12 protein-coding genes and 3 pseudogenes are annotated in these 14,648 nt (G+C 70.0%); 5 read left to right on the forward strand and 10 right to left on the reverse strand.

Going from position 1 to position 14,648, the window contains the following annotated elements:
* The first annotated feature begins 200 nt into the window (after nucleotides 1-200).
* Nucleotides 201-1,550: a sporulation protein gene (locus ACEXOX_RS22845; RefSeq protein WP_406522881.1), complete on the forward strand. Its 1,350-nt coding sequence runs from the start codon at nucleotides 201-203 to the stop codon at nucleotides 1,548-1,550.
* A gap of 7 nt (nucleotides 1,551-1,557) precedes the next feature.
* Here the strand turns inward: ACEXOX_RS22845 and ACEXOX_RS22850 are convergent, their stop codons facing one another.
* The 8 genes and pseudogenes from ACEXOX_RS22850 to hemL all read right to left on the reverse strand — a co-directional run bounded on the left by ACEXOX_RS22850 (nucleotide 1,558) and on the right by hemL (nucleotide 10,411).
* Nucleotides 1,558-2,487 (reverse strand): phosphotransferase enzyme family protein, encoded by a 930-nt coding sequence (locus ACEXOX_RS22850; protein WP_406522882.1) that lies wholly within the window; start codon nucleotides 2,485-2,487, stop codon nucleotides 1,558-1,560.
* A 54-nt stretch (nucleotides 2,488-2,541) separates the two neighbouring features.
* On the reverse strand, nucleotides 2,542-3,633 hold the full coding sequence (gene ccsB / locus ACEXOX_RS22855) for a c-type cytochrome biogenesis protein CcsB (RefSeq protein WP_406522883.1): 1,092 nt from the start codon (nucleotides 3,631-3,633) through the stop codon (nucleotides 2,542-2,544).
* On the reverse strand, nucleotides 3,630-5,366 hold the full coding sequence (locus ACEXOX_RS22860; protein ID WP_406522885.1) for a cytochrome c biogenesis protein ResB: 1,737 nt from the start codon (nucleotides 5,364-5,366) through the stop codon (nucleotides 3,630-3,632). Before ACEXOX_RS22860 ends, ccsB begins: the two co-directional genes overlap by 4 nt.
* A 3-nt stretch (nucleotides 5,367-5,369) precedes the next feature.
* Nucleotides 5,370-6,130, reverse strand: a pseudogene (locus ACEXOX_RS22865) (cytochrome c biogenesis CcdA family protein).
* Nucleotides 6,131-6,134: 4 nt separating this feature from the next.
* Nucleotides 6,135-6,749: a TlpA family protein disulfide reductase gene (locus tag ACEXOX_RS22870; RefSeq protein WP_406522886.1), complete on the reverse strand. Its 615-nt coding sequence runs from the start codon at nucleotides 6,747-6,749 to the stop codon at nucleotides 6,135-6,137.
* 226 nt (nucleotides 6,750-6,975) lie between these two features.
* Nucleotides 6,976-8,198 (reverse strand): annotated as a pseudogene (locus ACEXOX_RS22875) (hypothetical protein).
* Nucleotides 8,199-8,384: 186 nt separating this feature from the next.
* Entirely contained in the window at nucleotides 8,385-9,065 is a 681-nt protein-coding gene (locus ACEXOX_RS22880) for a histidine phosphatase family protein (RefSeq protein ID WP_033040187.1), read from the reverse strand.
* A gap of 38 nt (nucleotides 9,066-9,103) precedes the next feature.
* The gene (hemL, locus tag ACEXOX_RS22885) at nucleotides 9,104-10,411 is read right to left on the reverse strand and encodes a glutamate-1-semialdehyde 2,1-aminomutase (RefSeq protein WP_406522888.1); all 1,308 of its coding nucleotides are present in this window, start codon (nucleotides 10,409-10,411) and stop codon (nucleotides 9,104-9,106) included.
* Between the two features lie 384 nt (nucleotides 10,412-10,795).
* Here hemL and ACEXOX_RS22890 point away from each other — a divergent pair.
* From ACEXOX_RS22890 to ACEXOX_RS22905, 4 genes and pseudogenes are all read left to right on the forward strand, one after another.
* Nucleotides 10,796-11,232, forward strand: a pseudogene (locus ACEXOX_RS22890) (hypothetical protein).
* 373 nt (nucleotides 11,233-11,605) lie between these two features.
* Nucleotides 11,606-12,085 carry an STAS domain-containing protein gene (locus tag ACEXOX_RS22895; protein WP_406522890.1) on the forward strand — a complete coding sequence of 160 codons (480 nt, stop codon included), beginning with the start codon at nucleotides 11,606-11,608 and terminating at the stop codon, nucleotides 12,083-12,085.
* A 40-nt stretch (nucleotides 12,086-12,125) separates the two neighbouring features.
* Nucleotides 12,126-12,956 (forward strand): IS5 family transposase, encoded by an 831-nt coding sequence (locus tag ACEXOX_RS22900; RefSeq protein WP_406522891.1) that lies wholly within the window; start codon nucleotides 12,126-12,128, stop codon nucleotides 12,954-12,956.
* A gap of 83 nt (nucleotides 12,957-13,039) precedes the next feature.
* Nucleotides 13,040-13,267 (forward strand): hypothetical protein, encoded by a 228-nt coding sequence (locus ACEXOX_RS22905; RefSeq protein ID WP_406522893.1) that lies wholly within the window; start codon nucleotides 13,040-13,042, stop codon nucleotides 13,265-13,267.
* A 51-nt stretch (nucleotides 13,268-13,318) separates the two neighbouring features.
* Here the strand turns inward: ACEXOX_RS22905 and ACEXOX_RS22910 are convergent, their stop codons facing one another.
* Nucleotides 13,319-14,104 carry an SDR family NAD(P)-dependent oxidoreductase gene (locus tag ACEXOX_RS22910; RefSeq protein WP_406522895.1) on the reverse strand — a complete coding sequence of 262 codons (786 nt, stop codon included), beginning with the start codon at nucleotides 14,102-14,104 and terminating at the stop codon, nucleotides 13,319-13,321.
* Complete coding sequence (locus ACEXOX_RS22915; RefSeq protein ID WP_406522897.1) at nucleotides 14,101-14,604, reverse strand: cupin domain-containing protein; 504 nt, start codon at nucleotides 14,602-14,604, stop codon at nucleotides 14,101-14,103. The genes ACEXOX_RS22910 and ACEXOX_RS22915 overlap by 4 nt, the downstream gene beginning before the upstream one ends.
* Nucleotides 14,605-14,648 lie beyond the last annotated feature (44 nt).

Below are 14,648 nucleotides of genomic sequence, written 5' to 3' on the forward strand. Positions count from 1 at the left end.
GTCTTGTTCGCAGTAAACGCTCCCCTCCGGGCATGGGACAGCGTTCATACGGAGGTTCACGTGCACCCGGAGGGTTCAAGGTCTCGCTCAGGGGGTTCACAACGAACCCCCTCACAGGCTGCGACCCCGTGTGACACGATGGACACTTTCCGTGGCGCCGGGGGTGTCAGCCGAATATGGGCAAAGAGCCGAACCATCGCTTGGCCGCCGTCATGGCGGAGGCCGGCGCGTCGAACAAAGGGCTGGCCAGACGTATCCGTGAGGTCGCGCAAAGGCATGGTGACCACGTCGGCACGACACACGTTGCCGTCCAGCGGTGGCTGAACGGGAGCGGTATCCAGCAGCAGACAGGTATGTACGTAGCCGAGGCACTGAGCGACAAGTTACAGCGGGAGATCTCACCGCAAGAGCTGGGGTTCCCCAGCACTGTGCACACCTCATGTCCCGCCGGAAGCAAGGGGTATGCCGACTCGTTGCCCGAGACGCTGAACGCTCTCGACGGCCTCACCTGCCAATGCCCGGAGAACGGCCGCTCGGGAGAACCGCAGCTCCCGGACAGCGAGATGCACTCGGCTGTCCTCAGGTGGCTGATTTCCCGGCCGGAGGGAGCACCCAGAGACACCACCGGTACTCGCCGAGTCGGTATGCGGGACATCGCCGCTGTCCGGGCCGCTGCCGGGTTTTTCATGCAGCTGGACTTCCAATTCGGTGGTGGCCATGCGCACAAGGCTTTCCGGCACTACTTCCGGGAAGATGTGCTTCCTCTGCTCGGAGCCTGCTACACCGCCAAAGTAGGCGAGGCACTGTTCAAAGCTGCCTCGGAGATGTCGCAGTTGCTGGCCTGGAGCGCGTACGACATCGGGAATCACCCTCTCGCCGGCCGGTACCTGCTTTCCACACTGCGGCTGACGCAGGTGACGGGCGATCGCATGATGGGCTCCAGGATTCTGGCCAACTTGAGCCATCAAGCCAACTACCTGGGCAAGGCGCACCGCGCCCTGACCCTGGCACGTGCGTCGGTGGAAGGCGGTAAGGCCGACTGCACCCCCCGCGCGATGGCGTTGTTCTGCGCCCATGAGGCCCGCGCCCTGGCCACTGCCCAGGACCGCAGAGGTACTGCCCGCGCGATGAGCGAGGCCGAGAGGTTCTTCGAACGGGCCGGGAGTGCCACTGATCCGGAATGGCTCGCCTATATGGATGAAGCCGAGCTGAACGGCGAGTTCTGCCACTGCTTCCGCGATCTCGGACACGGCCCGGAAGCCGTGCGCTTCGCCGAACGCGCCGTCGCGCTCACCGATCCCAGGTACGCTCGCACGCTCGGCTTCTGCCGCATGGTGCTTGCCCAGAGCCAGCTGCTCAACGGGGATCTCGAAGCCGCCGTGGCCACCGCCGGTCTCGCTGTCGAAGCGGGAGACGCACTCCAGTCAGCCCGGTTCCACCGCTACGTGAACGACTTCCGGCGTGAGATTTCCGTTCACGCGAGGGATCCCGTCGTCCAGCGTTTCAACGAACGGGTACGGAGCGCGATGAACCGGATGGACGACGCGTAGTCCCGAGTCACCTCGGCTTCCAGTCGCGTGGCGCGTCCTCGTTCCGGAGGGAGAAGATTCGACGGGCGTACTCCGCCGCCGTTTCGGCGTTCTCGGCGACGTTCTGCATGAGCCAGGTCGTCATCTTGAATTCCTGCAAGGCGCGCAGGGTGGGGAAGCCCGGCCAGCCGCGCAGATCCCGGCCGTACGCTCCGACGAAGGCGCCGTACTGCTCCTCGGTCTGCCAGCCCAGGCTGTGATGCTCGGTGGCCGTGACCATCAAATCCCATTCGGGGTGGTCGAGGCTGAATCGTTCGAGGTCGATCAAGATGACCTGCCCGGCACGGTCCACCATCAGGTTCTGCACGTGCGCGTCTCCGTGCACGGCGCATTTCCGGGATGTGAAACGCAGGCTCGCAACGCGTTCCCGCAGTTCCCGGGCGCGCTTGTGCAGAAAGGCCCGGTCGGCCTCCGGTATGCCGACCGCAGCTGCGATGCGCCGGTCGGTCCGGCCCAGGGCCGGGTACGGCGGTAACGCCAGGGCGTCCGGCGGACTGAGCGCATGCAGATCCCGCAGCACCCCGCCCAGCTCCCCGTACGTCGGCTTACGGGCGCCTTCCTCGATCAGGTGCCAGAACGTGACGGGGTGGCCGTCGACGACCATGGGCTGCTCCAGGTCGTCGACCACGCGCGCCGCGGGGAATCCCGTGCGCGACAGCCAGCGGGACACCCGCACCTCGCCCCGGGCCGAACCCAGGTATTCCGCCGAACGGGCGATCCGCACCACCACAGGATGGGCTGCCAGCCGGAACAGCGCGTTCTCCCCGAGGCGGAGCAGGCGCGCCCCGGCGCTGTCGAGGCCTGCCCGTCGGCAGGCCCCGGTGAGTACCTGGGCGGCGCCGCCCGACGTGAACGGCGTGCATACGTGCCCCGTGTTCCGCTCGGCGTCGGACGGCATCCCCGTATCCACTCCTTTAGCACCGCCGGACCGGCGGCCGCGTAGCCCTCCGGGTCAGACCCCCGAGTAGGAGTGCAGCCCCGAGAAGAAGTAGTTCACCACGTAGTAGTTGAAGATGTACGTCACGAAGGCGAACAGGCCCAGGTAGGCGGCCTTGCGGCCCTTCCAGCCGGCGGTGGCGCGGGCGTGGAGGTAGGCGGCGTAGGCGACCCAGGTGACGAAGGACCAGATCTCCTTGGAGTCCCAGCCCCAGTAGCGGCCCCAGGCCTCGCCGGCCCAGACCGCGCCCGCGATGATCGTGAAGGTCCACAGGGGGAAGATCGAGGCGTTCACGCGGTAGGAGAACTTGTCCAGGCTGGCGGCCGCGGGGAGGCGCTCCATCACGGAGGTGGCGAAGGCGCCGGGCTGCTTGCCGGACGGGTCGGCCAGCTTGCTCTCGTAGCGGTCGCGGAAGAGGTAGAGCAGCGTGGAGACGGCGCCGAGGTAGAGGAAGGCGCCGGAGATGATCGCGCAGCTGACGTGGATCCACAGCCAGTACGAGTGCAGGGCCGGGACCAGCTGGGAGCTGTCGGTGTAGAGCCAGGTGACGGCCACGCCCAGGTCCAGCAGGACGGTGGCGGTCAGCAGCAGGCCGATCCAGCGGACGTTCTTCTTCAGGGCGAGGAGGACGAGGTACGCGGCCACCGCGACCATGCCGAAGGTCGTGGAGAACTCGTACATGTTGCCCCAGGGGGCACGCTGCACGGACAGGCCGCGGGTGAGGACGCCGCCGAGGTGGATCAGGAAGGCGAGGGTGGTCAGCGAGATGGCGATCCGGCCGTACAGGTCGCCCTTCTCGGTGCCGCCCGCGGCGCCCGGGCCGTCCGGGACGTCCCGGGCGCCGTTGGCCGCGCGGGTGACGACCTTGGGGCGCTCCAGTACGGCGGTGCCGCCGCCCTGCTCCGCCGTGCGGGCCGACGCCTTGGCGGGGGCGGGCACGGTGGCGGTCAGGGCCGCGGCCGTGCGGCCGACCTTGCTGCGGCTGCCGAAGGCCCACTCGGCGAGGTGCGCGAGGAAGGCGAGGGTGTAGACGGCCATGGCCGAGTAGATCAGCACGTTGCTGATACTGGCCAGGTTCTCGTTGGTGGCTGCGGCAGCGAGGTTCACGCGCGCGCTCCTTCGGAGGGATCAGCAGGATCGGCGGAGTCTGAGGGCTTCGCCGCGTTCTCGGGCTCGGTGGGGGTGGGGGTGGGAGCGGGCTCGGCGGCCTGCGGCGCGTCCGGGCCCAGGGCTTCCGCCAGGTCCGCCAGTTCCTCCGGCAGGCGGGCGGACTCGCTGCGGCCCAGGCCCGCCAGTTCGACGACGGTGACCCCGTCGGCGCCCCGGACGGCCCGTACCCACACCCGGCGGCGCTGGATGAACAGCGAGCCGGCCAGGCCGAGCAGCACGGCGACCGCGCCGATCAGCGCGAGGCCGTTGCCGGGCTGGTGGGAGACCTGGAAGGTGGCCCACTGCTTGACGCCGACGAACGTGATGCTGCCGTCGCCGCCGGGCAGCTTCATCGTCTCGCCGGGCTGCATCATCTGGGCGACGGCGCGGCCGTCCTGCTTGTACTGCTTGAGGTTCTTCTTCTCCAGCTGGTACACGCTCTGCGGCAGTCCGGAGTCCACGCCGAGGTCGCCGTGGTACGCGGTCAGCGTCAGCCGCGGGTTGTCCAGCGCGGGGAACGTGGAGAACATCGAGCCCGAGCCCTTGCCGCCGTACGTCGGCACGAAGAAGCCCGAGAAGCCGAGCTGGTTGCGCTTGCCGTCCGGGGTCAGCGCGTTGGGCACCTTGACCACACCGGTGGAGGTGTAGTTCTGCATGTCCTGCGGCAGGAACGGCACCGCGCCGCTGTAGACCTTCTTGCCGCGGCCGTCGGTGACCTCGACGACCGGCGCGTAACCGTGCGAGAGCAGGAAGATCTTGGAGTCGGCGATCTCCAGCGGGTGGTTGACCTCGATCTTGCCCTGGTGCTCCTGGCCGTCCGCGCCCCGGAAGTACGAGATGTTGGCGCGGAACTCGCGCGGTGTGCCCTTCTGGGGCCCGGTGCGCTCGTAGGACGCGTCGAAGCTCTTGAGGGAGAAGCCGAACGGTTCGAGGTCGTCGGTGTCGTAGAAGGCGCCCGACTTGAAGTTGTCGTACTGGGTGAGGCTGTTCGCGAAGCCGTCGCCCTCGACGACGAGCTTGCCGCCCTCGGACTTCCACAGGCTGCCGACGGCGACCGCCACCAGGATCACGATCAGCGAGATGTGGAAGACGAGGTTGCCGGCCTCGCGCAGGTAACCCTTCTCGGCGGCGACCGCGTCACCGACCGTGTGGGCGCGGAAGCGGCGCTTCTTCAGCATCCGCTGCGCGGCGCCGAGCACCTCCTCGGGCGCCCGGTCCGTATGCCACGTGGTGTACGCGGGCAGCCGGGTCAGCCGGCGCGGGGCGCCCGGCGGGCGGCTGCGCAGCTGGCCGACGAACTGCCACGTACGCGGCACGATGCAGCCGATCAGCGAGATGAACAGCAGCAGGTAGATCGCGGAGAACCACACCGAGCTGTAGACGTGGAACAGGCCCAGCTTGTCGTAGACCGGCGCCAGCGTGGTGTGGTCGGCCCGGAACTGCTCGACCTTGGTCGGGTCGATGCTGGTCTGCGGTACCAGCGAGCCGGGGATGGCCCCCAGGGAGAGCAGGAACAGCAGGATCAGCGCGACCCGCATGGAGGTCAGCTGCCGCCAGAACCACCGGGCCCAGCCGATCGGCCCCAGGGACGGGAAGGAGACCTCCTCCTGGGGCGCGGTGGACAGTTGCGAGCCCGCGGCGCCGACATCGGCGTCGTCGGCGTCGCGGGCGGCGTCGGTCTTGGTGGTCATCGATCAGATCCCTGGGGTGAAGCTGCTGGACCAGCTCCGCATGGTGGACATCAGGTCGGCCCACGCGCCGGTGAGGAGCAGGACGCCGAGCACGACCATCATGCCGCCGCCCAGCCGCATCACCCACACGTAGTGGCGCTTGACCCAGCCGAAGGCGCCGAGCACCTTGCGGAAGGCCAGTGCGACGGCGATGAAGGGCAGGCCCAGTCCCAGACAGTAGGCCACGGTCAGCAGGGCGCCGCGCCCGGCACTGGCCTGGTCGATGGCGAGCGAGCTGACCGCGGTGAGGGTCGGGCCCAGGCACGGCGTCCAGCCGACGCCGAAGAGCACGCCGAGCACCGGCGCGCCGGCCAGGCCCATGGCGGGCTTCTTGTGGAAGCGCAGCTCGCGCTGGCCGAAGTTCTTCAGGATGCCGGCGAAGGCCAGGCCGAGCAGGATCAGCAGGACGCCGAGGACCTTGTTGAGCACGTCCTGGTGTTCCTGGAGCACGCTGCCGAAGAACCCGAAGAGCGCGCCGGTGGAGACGAAGACGGCGGTGAAGCCGAGGATGAAGAGGAGGCGCCGGCGAGCATCCGGCCGCGCTTGGCGTCGGCGAGGTCCGTACCGGTCACGCCGGTGACGTAGGACATGTAGCCGGGTACGAGCGGCAGCACGCAGGGCGAGAAGAAGGAGACCAGTCCGCCGAGGAGGGCGACGGGCACGGCGAGCAGCAGCGCGCCCGAGGTGATGGTGTCGGCGGGGCCGGAGGCGGCGAGGGTGATCACGTGATCACTTCTCGTCGATCAGGGGCTGCAGCATCGTGCGCAGCTCGTCCTCGCTGAGCGGGCCGATGGACCGCGCGGCGATCTTCCCCTGCCGGTCGACGGCGATGGTGGAGGGGATGGCCTGCGGGTTGAGACTGCCCTTGGGGAAGCGCAGCATCAGCTTGCCGGTCGGGTCGAACAGGCTCGGGTACGGCACCTTGTGCTGTTCTTCGAAGCTGACCGCCTGGGACTTCTGCGAGTCGCGGGTGTTGATGCCGACGAACTGGACGCCCTTGGCCTTGGTCTCGTTCGCGACCTTGGCGAAGTTGGGGGCCTCGGCGATGCAGGGGGCGCACCACGATCCCCAGACGTTGAGGACGACGACCTTGCCCTTGTAGTCCGCGATGTCCAGCTTCTCGCTCTGGGTGGTTTCGCCGGAGATGTCGGGGACGGGCTTACGGTCCGCCTTGGCGACCCGCTCGACGCCGTCCTTGCCCTCGACGAACTGGGTCTGTTCGGAACCGCCCGAGGTGCCCTCGCCGCAGGCGCTCAGCGTCAGCGCGGCGAGCGCGGCTCCCGCGGCGAACAGCGTGGTGCGGCGCTGACTGGCGAGTCGTCGGGGGACGCGGCAGGCACTCATGTGAAAAGTTTCGCATGGGGCCGTGGCGGATCTTCCGCACCCCCTCGCCGGGGCCGTACCGGTCATGTCGGGGCACGTCAGGCGGGTTGCGGGGCCGTCGCGAGCCGTGTCGGCCGCTCGTACCTGCCGGCAGGTACGGACCAGGAGGCGCGGGGCGGGTACGGACCACAAGGCGCGTGGGCGGGTACGGGCCCGGGCGCGCGGCCCCGGCCCGTACCCCCGCGCCTCAGGCGCCCGAGAGGAACGTCTTCCAGCCGCCCGTGGGCTTCCGGCCGACCGGCAGGCCCTGGAGCTTGGTGACGACCTTCGGGTCCTGCGCGTCCAGCCAGTCGGTGAACTGCCGGAACGAGACCAGGCGCACGTCCTTGCGCTTCTCGTCGGCGATGTGCTTCAGCGCTTCCTCGACGGCGTCCATGTAGATCCCGCCGTTCCACTGCTCGAAGTGGTTGCCGACGAACAGGGGGCGCGGTTGGTCTCGTAGGCGCGCTCGAAGCCCTTGATGTAGGCGCCGGTGGCTTCCTTGCGCCAGCCCGGGTAGTTGGCGGGCGGGCCCTTGGTGGAGTTCTTCGACTGGTTCGCGAGGATGTTGTAGTCCATGGAGAGGACCTCGAACCGGTGCCCGGGGAAAGGTATCTGCTGGAGCGGGAAGTCCCAGATGCCCATCTTCTTCTTGGGCCACATCTGCAGGCCGCCCGGCGAGCTGGCGTCGTAGCGCCAGCCCAGCTTCTTGGCGGTGGGCAGCAGGTTGTCCTGGCCGAGCAGACACGGCGTACGGCCGCCGATCAGTTCCTTCTTGTAGTCGAAGGGCAGTGGCTCAAGATCGGTGAAACCGGTGTTGGTCCGCCATGTGGTGACGAAGTCCATGGCCTGGTCGATCTCGGACTGCCACTGGGCGGGGGTCCAGTGCTTGACCGAGGTACGGGCCTCACCGCAGAAGTGCCCGTTGAAGTGGGTGCCGATCTCGTGGCCCTCCAGCCACGCCTCGCGCACGTTCCGCAGGGTCGCCTTGATGTGCTCGTCGGAGAGATAGCCGATGTCCGAGGCGCCGACCTTGTTGTTCGGCGGGCGGTAGAGGTGCTTCTTCGACTCCGGGAGGCAGTAGAGCCCGGAGAGGAAGAAGGTCATGCCCGCGTTGTGGTCCTTGGCCAGCTTGCGGAAGCGCGGGAAGAGGCCGTTGCCGACCTCGCCCGCGCCGTCCCACGAGAAGATCACGAATTGCGGCGGGGTCTCGCCGGGCTCCAGCCGGCGGGGCTTCTCCGGCTGGTGGGGCTGCGGGCCCGCGTCGGCCGTCGAGCCGTCGCCGATCGGCTTGGCCTTGGCCTGTACGGCGTTCTTGTCCTCGCCGGAGGCGGACCCGGAACCGGAGCCGGTGGAGCAGCCCGCGACGCCGAGCGCCGCGGCCGCACCCACTCCCATGCCCAGCACGTTCCGCCGACTGATCGCGCGCATAGCGTCGTCCCCATCCGTACTCGTCACACTCAATATCCGTATAAACGGACATCGAGTAAGAGGCATTGTCGAACACGGAGGTTCCGGGCTATTGGCGCGAATTTATTATTTTGCTTGTAGATGACCTCACGTCACACCGGCCTCTCGCATCCCTCACATCACACGATGCGAAAAACCGGCCGGAGGTTACGCTCCGAAGGCCTTGGATTTCCCGGCCTGCGGCTTGGCACCCGCCCGCAGGTGCGCCGGCACCAGATCGATCGCCGGCTCGCTGTAACCCACCGAAATGATCTTGTCGCCGCGGAAGGTGAAGGAGGTCAGCGAGGCGAGCGTGCACTGCCGCTTGCGCGGGTCGTGCCACAGCCGCCGCCGCTCGGCGAAGCTGCGCACGATCCAGATCGGCAGCTGGTGGCTGACCGCCACCGCCTCGTGCCCGCGGGCCGCGTCACGCGCCGCGCCGAGCGCCCCCATCATCCGTACGACCTGCTCCAGGTACGGCTCGCCCCACGACGGGCGGAACGGGTTGGTCAGGTACTTCCAGTTGCCGGGCTTCTTCAGCGCTCCGTCGCCGACCCCGAAGGTCTTGCCCTCGAAGACGTTGGCCGCCTCTATCAGCCGCTCGTCGGTGGCCAGGTCCAGGCCGTGCGCCTTGGCGACCGGCGCCGCGGTCTCCTGCGCGCGCTCCAGCGGGGACGCCACGACATGCGTGATGTCCCGCCCCGCCAGATGCTCGGCCACCCGGTCGGCCATGGTCCGGCCCAGCTCGGAGAGGTGGTAGCCGGGCCGCCGCCCGTACAGCACGCCCTCCGGGTTGTGCACCTCGCCGTGCCGCATCAGATGTACGACGGTGATGTCTTCGCTGCTCATGTCACCCATCTTCCGGTCCGCTCCGCCGTCCGCCGCGCTCACGCGCCCGCTTCGGCGGCGGCCCGCGCGGCCGACGGCAGGGCGGCGGCGATCCGCTCGACCGCCCGCTCGTCGTGGGCGGTCGAGACGAACCAGGACTCGAACGCGGACGGCGGCAGGTACACGCCCTGGGACAGCATCGAGTGGAAGAAGGCGGTGAAGCGGAACGCCTCCTGCGCCTTGGCCGAGGCGTAGTCGGTGACGTCCTGGTCGGTGAAGGCGAACGAGAACATGTTGCCCGCGACCTGGAGGCGGTGCGCGACGCCCGCCTCCGTGAGGGCGTCGGCGACCAGCGAGCGCACCTGCTCCGAGACCGCGTCGACCTTCTCGTACGCCGCCTCGTCCAGCAGCTTGAGCTGGGCGATGCCCGCCGCGGTGGCGACCGGGTTACCGGACAGGGTGCCCGCCTGGTAGACCGGGCCGACCGGGGCGAGGTGCGCCATCACGTCGGCGCGCCCGCCGAAGGCCGCGGCCGGGAAGCCGCCGCCCATGACCTTGCCGAAGGTCATCAGGTCGGGCCGGACGCCGTCGATGCCGTACCAGCCGGTGCGGCTGACCCGGAAGCCGGTCATGACCTCGTCGGAGATGTAGAGCGCGCCGTTCTCCGTGCAGAGGTCCTTCAGGCCCTGGTTGAAGCCGGGCAGCGGCGGGACGACGCCCATGTTGCCGGCCGCCGCCTCGGTGATCACGCAGGCGATCTCGCCGGGGTGCGCGGCGAAGGCGGCCCGTACGGCCTCGATGTCGTTGTACGGCAGCACGATCGTGTCACCGGCCTGGGCGCCCGTGACGCCGGGCGTGTCCGGCAGCCCGAAGGTGGCGACGCCGGAGCCGGCCGCGGCCAGCAGCGCGTCCACGTGCCCGTGGTAGCAGCCGGCGAACTTCACGACCTTGGTACGGCCGGTGAAGCCGCGCGCCAGCCGGATGGCGGACATCGTCGCCTCGGTCCCGGAGGAGACCAGCCGGACCTGCTCGACCGGGTCGATCCGGTCCACGATCCGCTCGGCCAGCTCCACCTCGCCCTCACCGGGCGTGCCGAAGGAGGTGCCGCGGGCGACGGCCTCCTGGACGGCGGCGATCACCTCGGGGTGGGAGTGCCCGAGGATCATCGGGCCCCACGAGCACACGAGGTCGACGTACTCGCGTCCGTCGGCGTCGGTGAGGTACGGACCGGTACCGGACACCATGAACCGGGGCGAACCACCCACGGCGCCGAACGCGCGCACGGGAGAGTTCACCCCGCCCGGCGTCACAACGGCCGCACGGTCGAAGAGCGTCTGCGAAACTGGGGCTTCATAGGGAAAAGGCACTGTGATCCTGACCTGCGCAAATGTAGGAAGGGGCGGCGGCCGGCGGCGGCACCCGGGCGGAGCGCGGAGCGGAAATCCCCTCGCTACCGACCAGGTGTCAGACCCCGCGGGTCTGCAAAACTGGGGCAACGGACGAGTAAGTCACGCAAGCAATGGTCTCAGAGGCGCACGGGGGCGCGCGGCCGGGCGTTTCGCGCGCCGGTGACGGGGGAGGTCTCTGAGACGATGATCGGGTTGCGCGGCTGGGGCTGCGAGTGGTCGGGTGGAGATATGCATCGCGGTGGCGGACTGGGCGAGGGCACCGATGACCGGGGTCCTGAGCGCGACCAGCGGGGCCGCCACCGGCGCGAGGAGATCAAGGGCGGGGGAAACAGAGGCGGCCGCATGGGGGTGACGTACAAATACTTCGGCGCGCCGAACGGAGCCACGGCGGCGCGCGTGCCGATCTCGATGCGGCCCGAAGAGCTCGGCGGTGACGAGCTCGGCATGGGCGGCATGTTCACGAAGATCAAGCCGGAGACGATGGCCGCGATGGTCCTCACCGGCATAGAAGGCATACCGCTGCACAAGGTCCCCCGCTCGAACTGGTCGTCCTCCATCCCGACTACGCCGTCGTCAAGCTCCCCATGACGGTCGTCGACCCGCTGCGCGGCGTCGGCGAGGAGTCGGTGGGCGCCGCGGCCTTCATCTGGTCCACGGTCCCCGACCGCGGCGGCCCCCGGGACGCCTTCACCGTCTACCAGCTGCTCCACGAGTGGCAGGACTTCTCCCACCGGCTGCACGACGCCGGGCATCAGGCGTACTGCCTGGTGTGGCCGTGACCTGCGAAGAGATCTCAGGAGCCGGTCCGCTGCCGGGCCCCGGCAGGGGCTTCGGCGGCGGGTGACGGCTGTCCCGGCAGTGGGTGACCGCGGTATCGGCGGAGAATGACCGGGGCTTCGGAGGCGGGTGACCGGAACCCCGGGGCGGGTGGCCAGGACCTCAGCCGCGGGTAACCAGGGCTTCCGCAACCGGAGCACGGACGGCGGATCCGGGCGGCGCACGCCGTTCGGGTGACGCGCCGTCAGCACGCCCCCGTATCCGACCGGTCGGTCACGCATGCTGTTCGCGCCACCCGCCCCGCACTACTCTGGACGGTGCAGCCCGAGTCCCCGGCAGCGCGGAAGCCCGTCCGCCCCGAGGAGGCGCGTGCTGATGGCAGACCCCGGAACCTCCCTCGACTTCCCGCGCGTCGGCGTGGTGGGAACGCGGATGCCGACCCGCCATCACCCCCGGCACGCACCGGCGCAGGCCTCCGTGCCGGCCGTTCCGCCGGGGCCCGCGACGGACGAGGCGCCGTCGGTCCCCGTGACGGACACCGACTTCGCGGTCCTCATCGTGCGCGGCAGGGTGGACCTGGCGACCCTGCCCACCCTGCGCGAACGCCTGCGGCGCCTGCCCCGCGCCCCCGGAAGTCTCCTGATCGTCGACCTGTCCGAGGTCACCGACTGCTGCGCGCTCGCCCTCGGTCCGCTCGTCGCGGCGGCCAGGCGGGCCCGTTCCCAGGGCGGTGACCTGCGACTCGTCCAGCCGAGCCCGGTCGTCCTCGCGGCGTTGCACGCCAGCGGGCTGAACCGGCTGCTGCCGGTCTTCGCCGGATTGGACACCGCGACCGGCACCCCGGCCGCGGCCTAGGCGATGTCTTCAAAGATCTTGTGTGGTGGATCATGATCGGGTGATACGTCGACATGAGCTGTCAGATGCCGAGTGGGAGTTCGTCCGGCCGCTGCTGCCCGAGTCGTTGCGGGGCAGGAAGCGGCTGGACGACCGCACCGTGCTCAACGGGATTGTGTGGAAGTTCCGCACCGGCACGGCCTGGCGGGACGTGCCCGAACGTACGGCCCCTGGCACACGCTGCACACCCGGTTTCGCCGGTGGGCCCTGGACGGCACGTTCGAGCGGATGCTCCAGGCCGCCCAGGCGCAGGCGGACGCAGCTGGCGACATCGACTGGCTCGTGTCGGTCGACTCCACCGTGGTCCGTGCCCACCAGCATGCCGCCGGGGCCCGAAAAGGGGCTCCGCAGCCCCGGACTCGGCCGGTCCCGAGGCGGCCTGACCAGCAAGATCCACCTGGCCTGCGATGCCCTGGGACGCCCGCTCGCCTTCACTGTCACCGGCGGGAACACCAACGACTGCACCCAGTTCACCGCCGTGATGGACGCGATACGGGTGCCCCGCCCCGGCCCGGGACGGCCCCGTGTCCGGCCCAGCCACGTCATCGGCGACAAGGGCTACAGCTCCAAAGAGATCCGGGCCTGGCTCAGACGACACGGTGTCGGCCACACCATCCCGCAGCGGTCCGACCAGATCCGCAACCGGCTCCGGCGCGGCAGTCGCGGCGGGCGCCCACCGGCCTTCGACAAACAGCTCTACAAGCGGCGCAACGTGGTCGAACGCTGCTTCAACCGATTGAAGCAGTGGCGCGGCATCGCCACCCGCTACGAGAAGACCGCCGAGTCCTACCAAGCAGCCGTCACCCTCGCATCACTCCTGATGTGGGCGTGACATTTGAAGACAACTCCTAGGAAGCGTTCCGAAGGGCGGGGCGCTTCCCATCACCCGTCACCGCACACTGTGGGAGGTGCGCAGTGTTCCCGCTTCTGCTCGTCTCGTTCCTTCTGACGGTCGCCGCCGGGTTCGCGAACCCGGTCTGGTGGCTGGCTTCCGCCGTACTGCTCTATCTCGCCGTGCGCCACCGGCAGGGCTACCTGGGCTACGACGCGGAGTACCGCGCCTACCGGGAGCGCCGCATCCGCCAGGACCGCTACGACAAGCGGTACCGCGCGGAGCGTGGCAGCACGGCCAGGGGCAAGTGACCCGCCGGGGCCGGGCACGCGGTACGGGACGGGCGGTCACCGGGTGAGCGGTCACCAGGTGGGCCTGGCCGACACCCCGCCGTCCACCACCAGGTCGTGCCCGGTCACCCACGCGGCCATCGGCGAGGCGAGGAAGACACACGCGTCGCCGACGTCCTCGGGGCGGCCGAGCCGGCCGGCCGGTACCGCCTGCCGGTAGCGGGTCACGCCGTCCGGCCAGGCCTCCGCCAGGCCCTCGCGGTCGATCAGGCCCGGCGAGACGCTGTTGACGCGGATGCCGTCGGGCCCGTACTCCAGCGCGGCCGTGCGCGCGTGCATCACGACGGCCGCCTTGGACGCGCAGTAGTGGGCGTGGGCCGCCGTGGGCTGGTGCGCCTCGATGGAGGCGATGTGGGTGATCGAGCCGCCTCCGCCGTCCCGCATCACCGCGGCGGCGGCCTGGGTGCAGGCGAAGACGCTCAGCACGTTGGTGTCGTTGACCGCGCGCCAGTCGGCGACGGACATGGCGGCCAGGTCCTGGACGGGCTGCACGCCCGCGTTGTTCACCAGGGCGGTGAGCCGGCCACGCCACTCCGCCGCCGTACGCACCAGGCGGTGGCACTCCTCCTCGGCGGACAGGTCGGCCGGTACGGCAAGCGCGCTGCCGCCCTGCTCATCGATACGCGCTACGAGCGCCTCGGCGGCGGTGGCGTTCGTACGGTAGTGGGCGACGACCGCGGCGCCCGCCGCGGCGAGGCGCAGCGCGATGCCGGTGCCGAGGCCGCCGCCCGCGCCCGTCACCAGGGCCACCTGACCTGCGAGGGAGGGCAGCTGCGGGCTGCCGGCGGGCGCGTTCACGGGCGGGACAGCGCGGTGATGCGCGCCGCCTCCTGGGGGTAGCGCGCGGCCAGTTCGGCGGCGTCCCCGTGCTCGTACGCGTCGAAGGTGAAGCCCGGCGCCATCGTGCAGCCGAACAGCGACCAGGCGCCGCCGTCGGCGACCTCGGCGGCCATCCAGGTGCCGGCCGGCACCGTGAACTGGACGTGCTGGCCGCCCAGGACGTCCGGGCCGAGGGTGATCGTCCGGGTGGCGCCGGACGGGTCCAGCAGGAGCATCGAGAGCGGGTCACCGAGGTAGAAGTGCCAGACCTCGTCGATGGGCAGGCGGTGGAGCGCGCTGTGGCCGTCGGGTTCCGCGGTGAGCAGGACGACGATCGCGGTGCCGTCCGGCCGCCCGTCGGGGCGTTCGGGCCCCGCCCAGGTCTGCCGGTAGCGGCCGCCCTCTCTGGGCAGCGGCTCCAGTCCGTAGAGCTCGACGATCTCCTGGGGTGACGGTGACACGGACGGCTGCCGGGCCATGCGTCTCCTTCCCGGTCCACTGCGGGTACGGCGGCACGTACGGC

This window comes from Streptomyces sp. Ac-502, assembly GCF_045222935.1.
GTDB lineage: Bacteria > Actinomycetota > Actinomycetes > Streptomycetales > Streptomycetaceae > Streptomyces > Streptomyces monomycini.

Coding starts and splice junctions, on each gene's coding strand:
- ACEXOX_RS22915 (WP_406522897.1), bottom strand. CDS start 14,604: ATGGCCCGGCAGCCGTCCGTGTCACCGTCACCCCAGGAGATCGTCGAG.
- ACEXOX_RS22880 (WP_033040187.1), bottom strand. CDS start 9,065: ATGAGCAGCGAAGACATCACCGTCGTACATCTGATGCGGCACGGCGAG.
- ACEXOX_RS22850 (WP_406522882.1), bottom strand. CDS start 2,487: ATGCCGTCCGACGCCGAGCGGAACACGGGGCACGTATGCACGCCGTTC.
- ACEXOX_RS22860 (WP_406522885.1), bottom strand. CDS start 5,366: ATGACCACCAAGACCGACGCCGCCCGCGACGCCGACGACGCCGATGTC.
- ACEXOX_RS22870 (WP_406522886.1), bottom strand. CDS start 6,749: ATGAGTGCCTGCCGCGTCCCCCGACGACTCGCCAGTCAGCGCCGCACC.
- ACEXOX_RS22895 (WP_406522890.1), top strand. CDS start 11,606: ATGGCAGACCCCGGAACCTCCCTCGACTTCCCGCGCGTCGGCGTGGTG.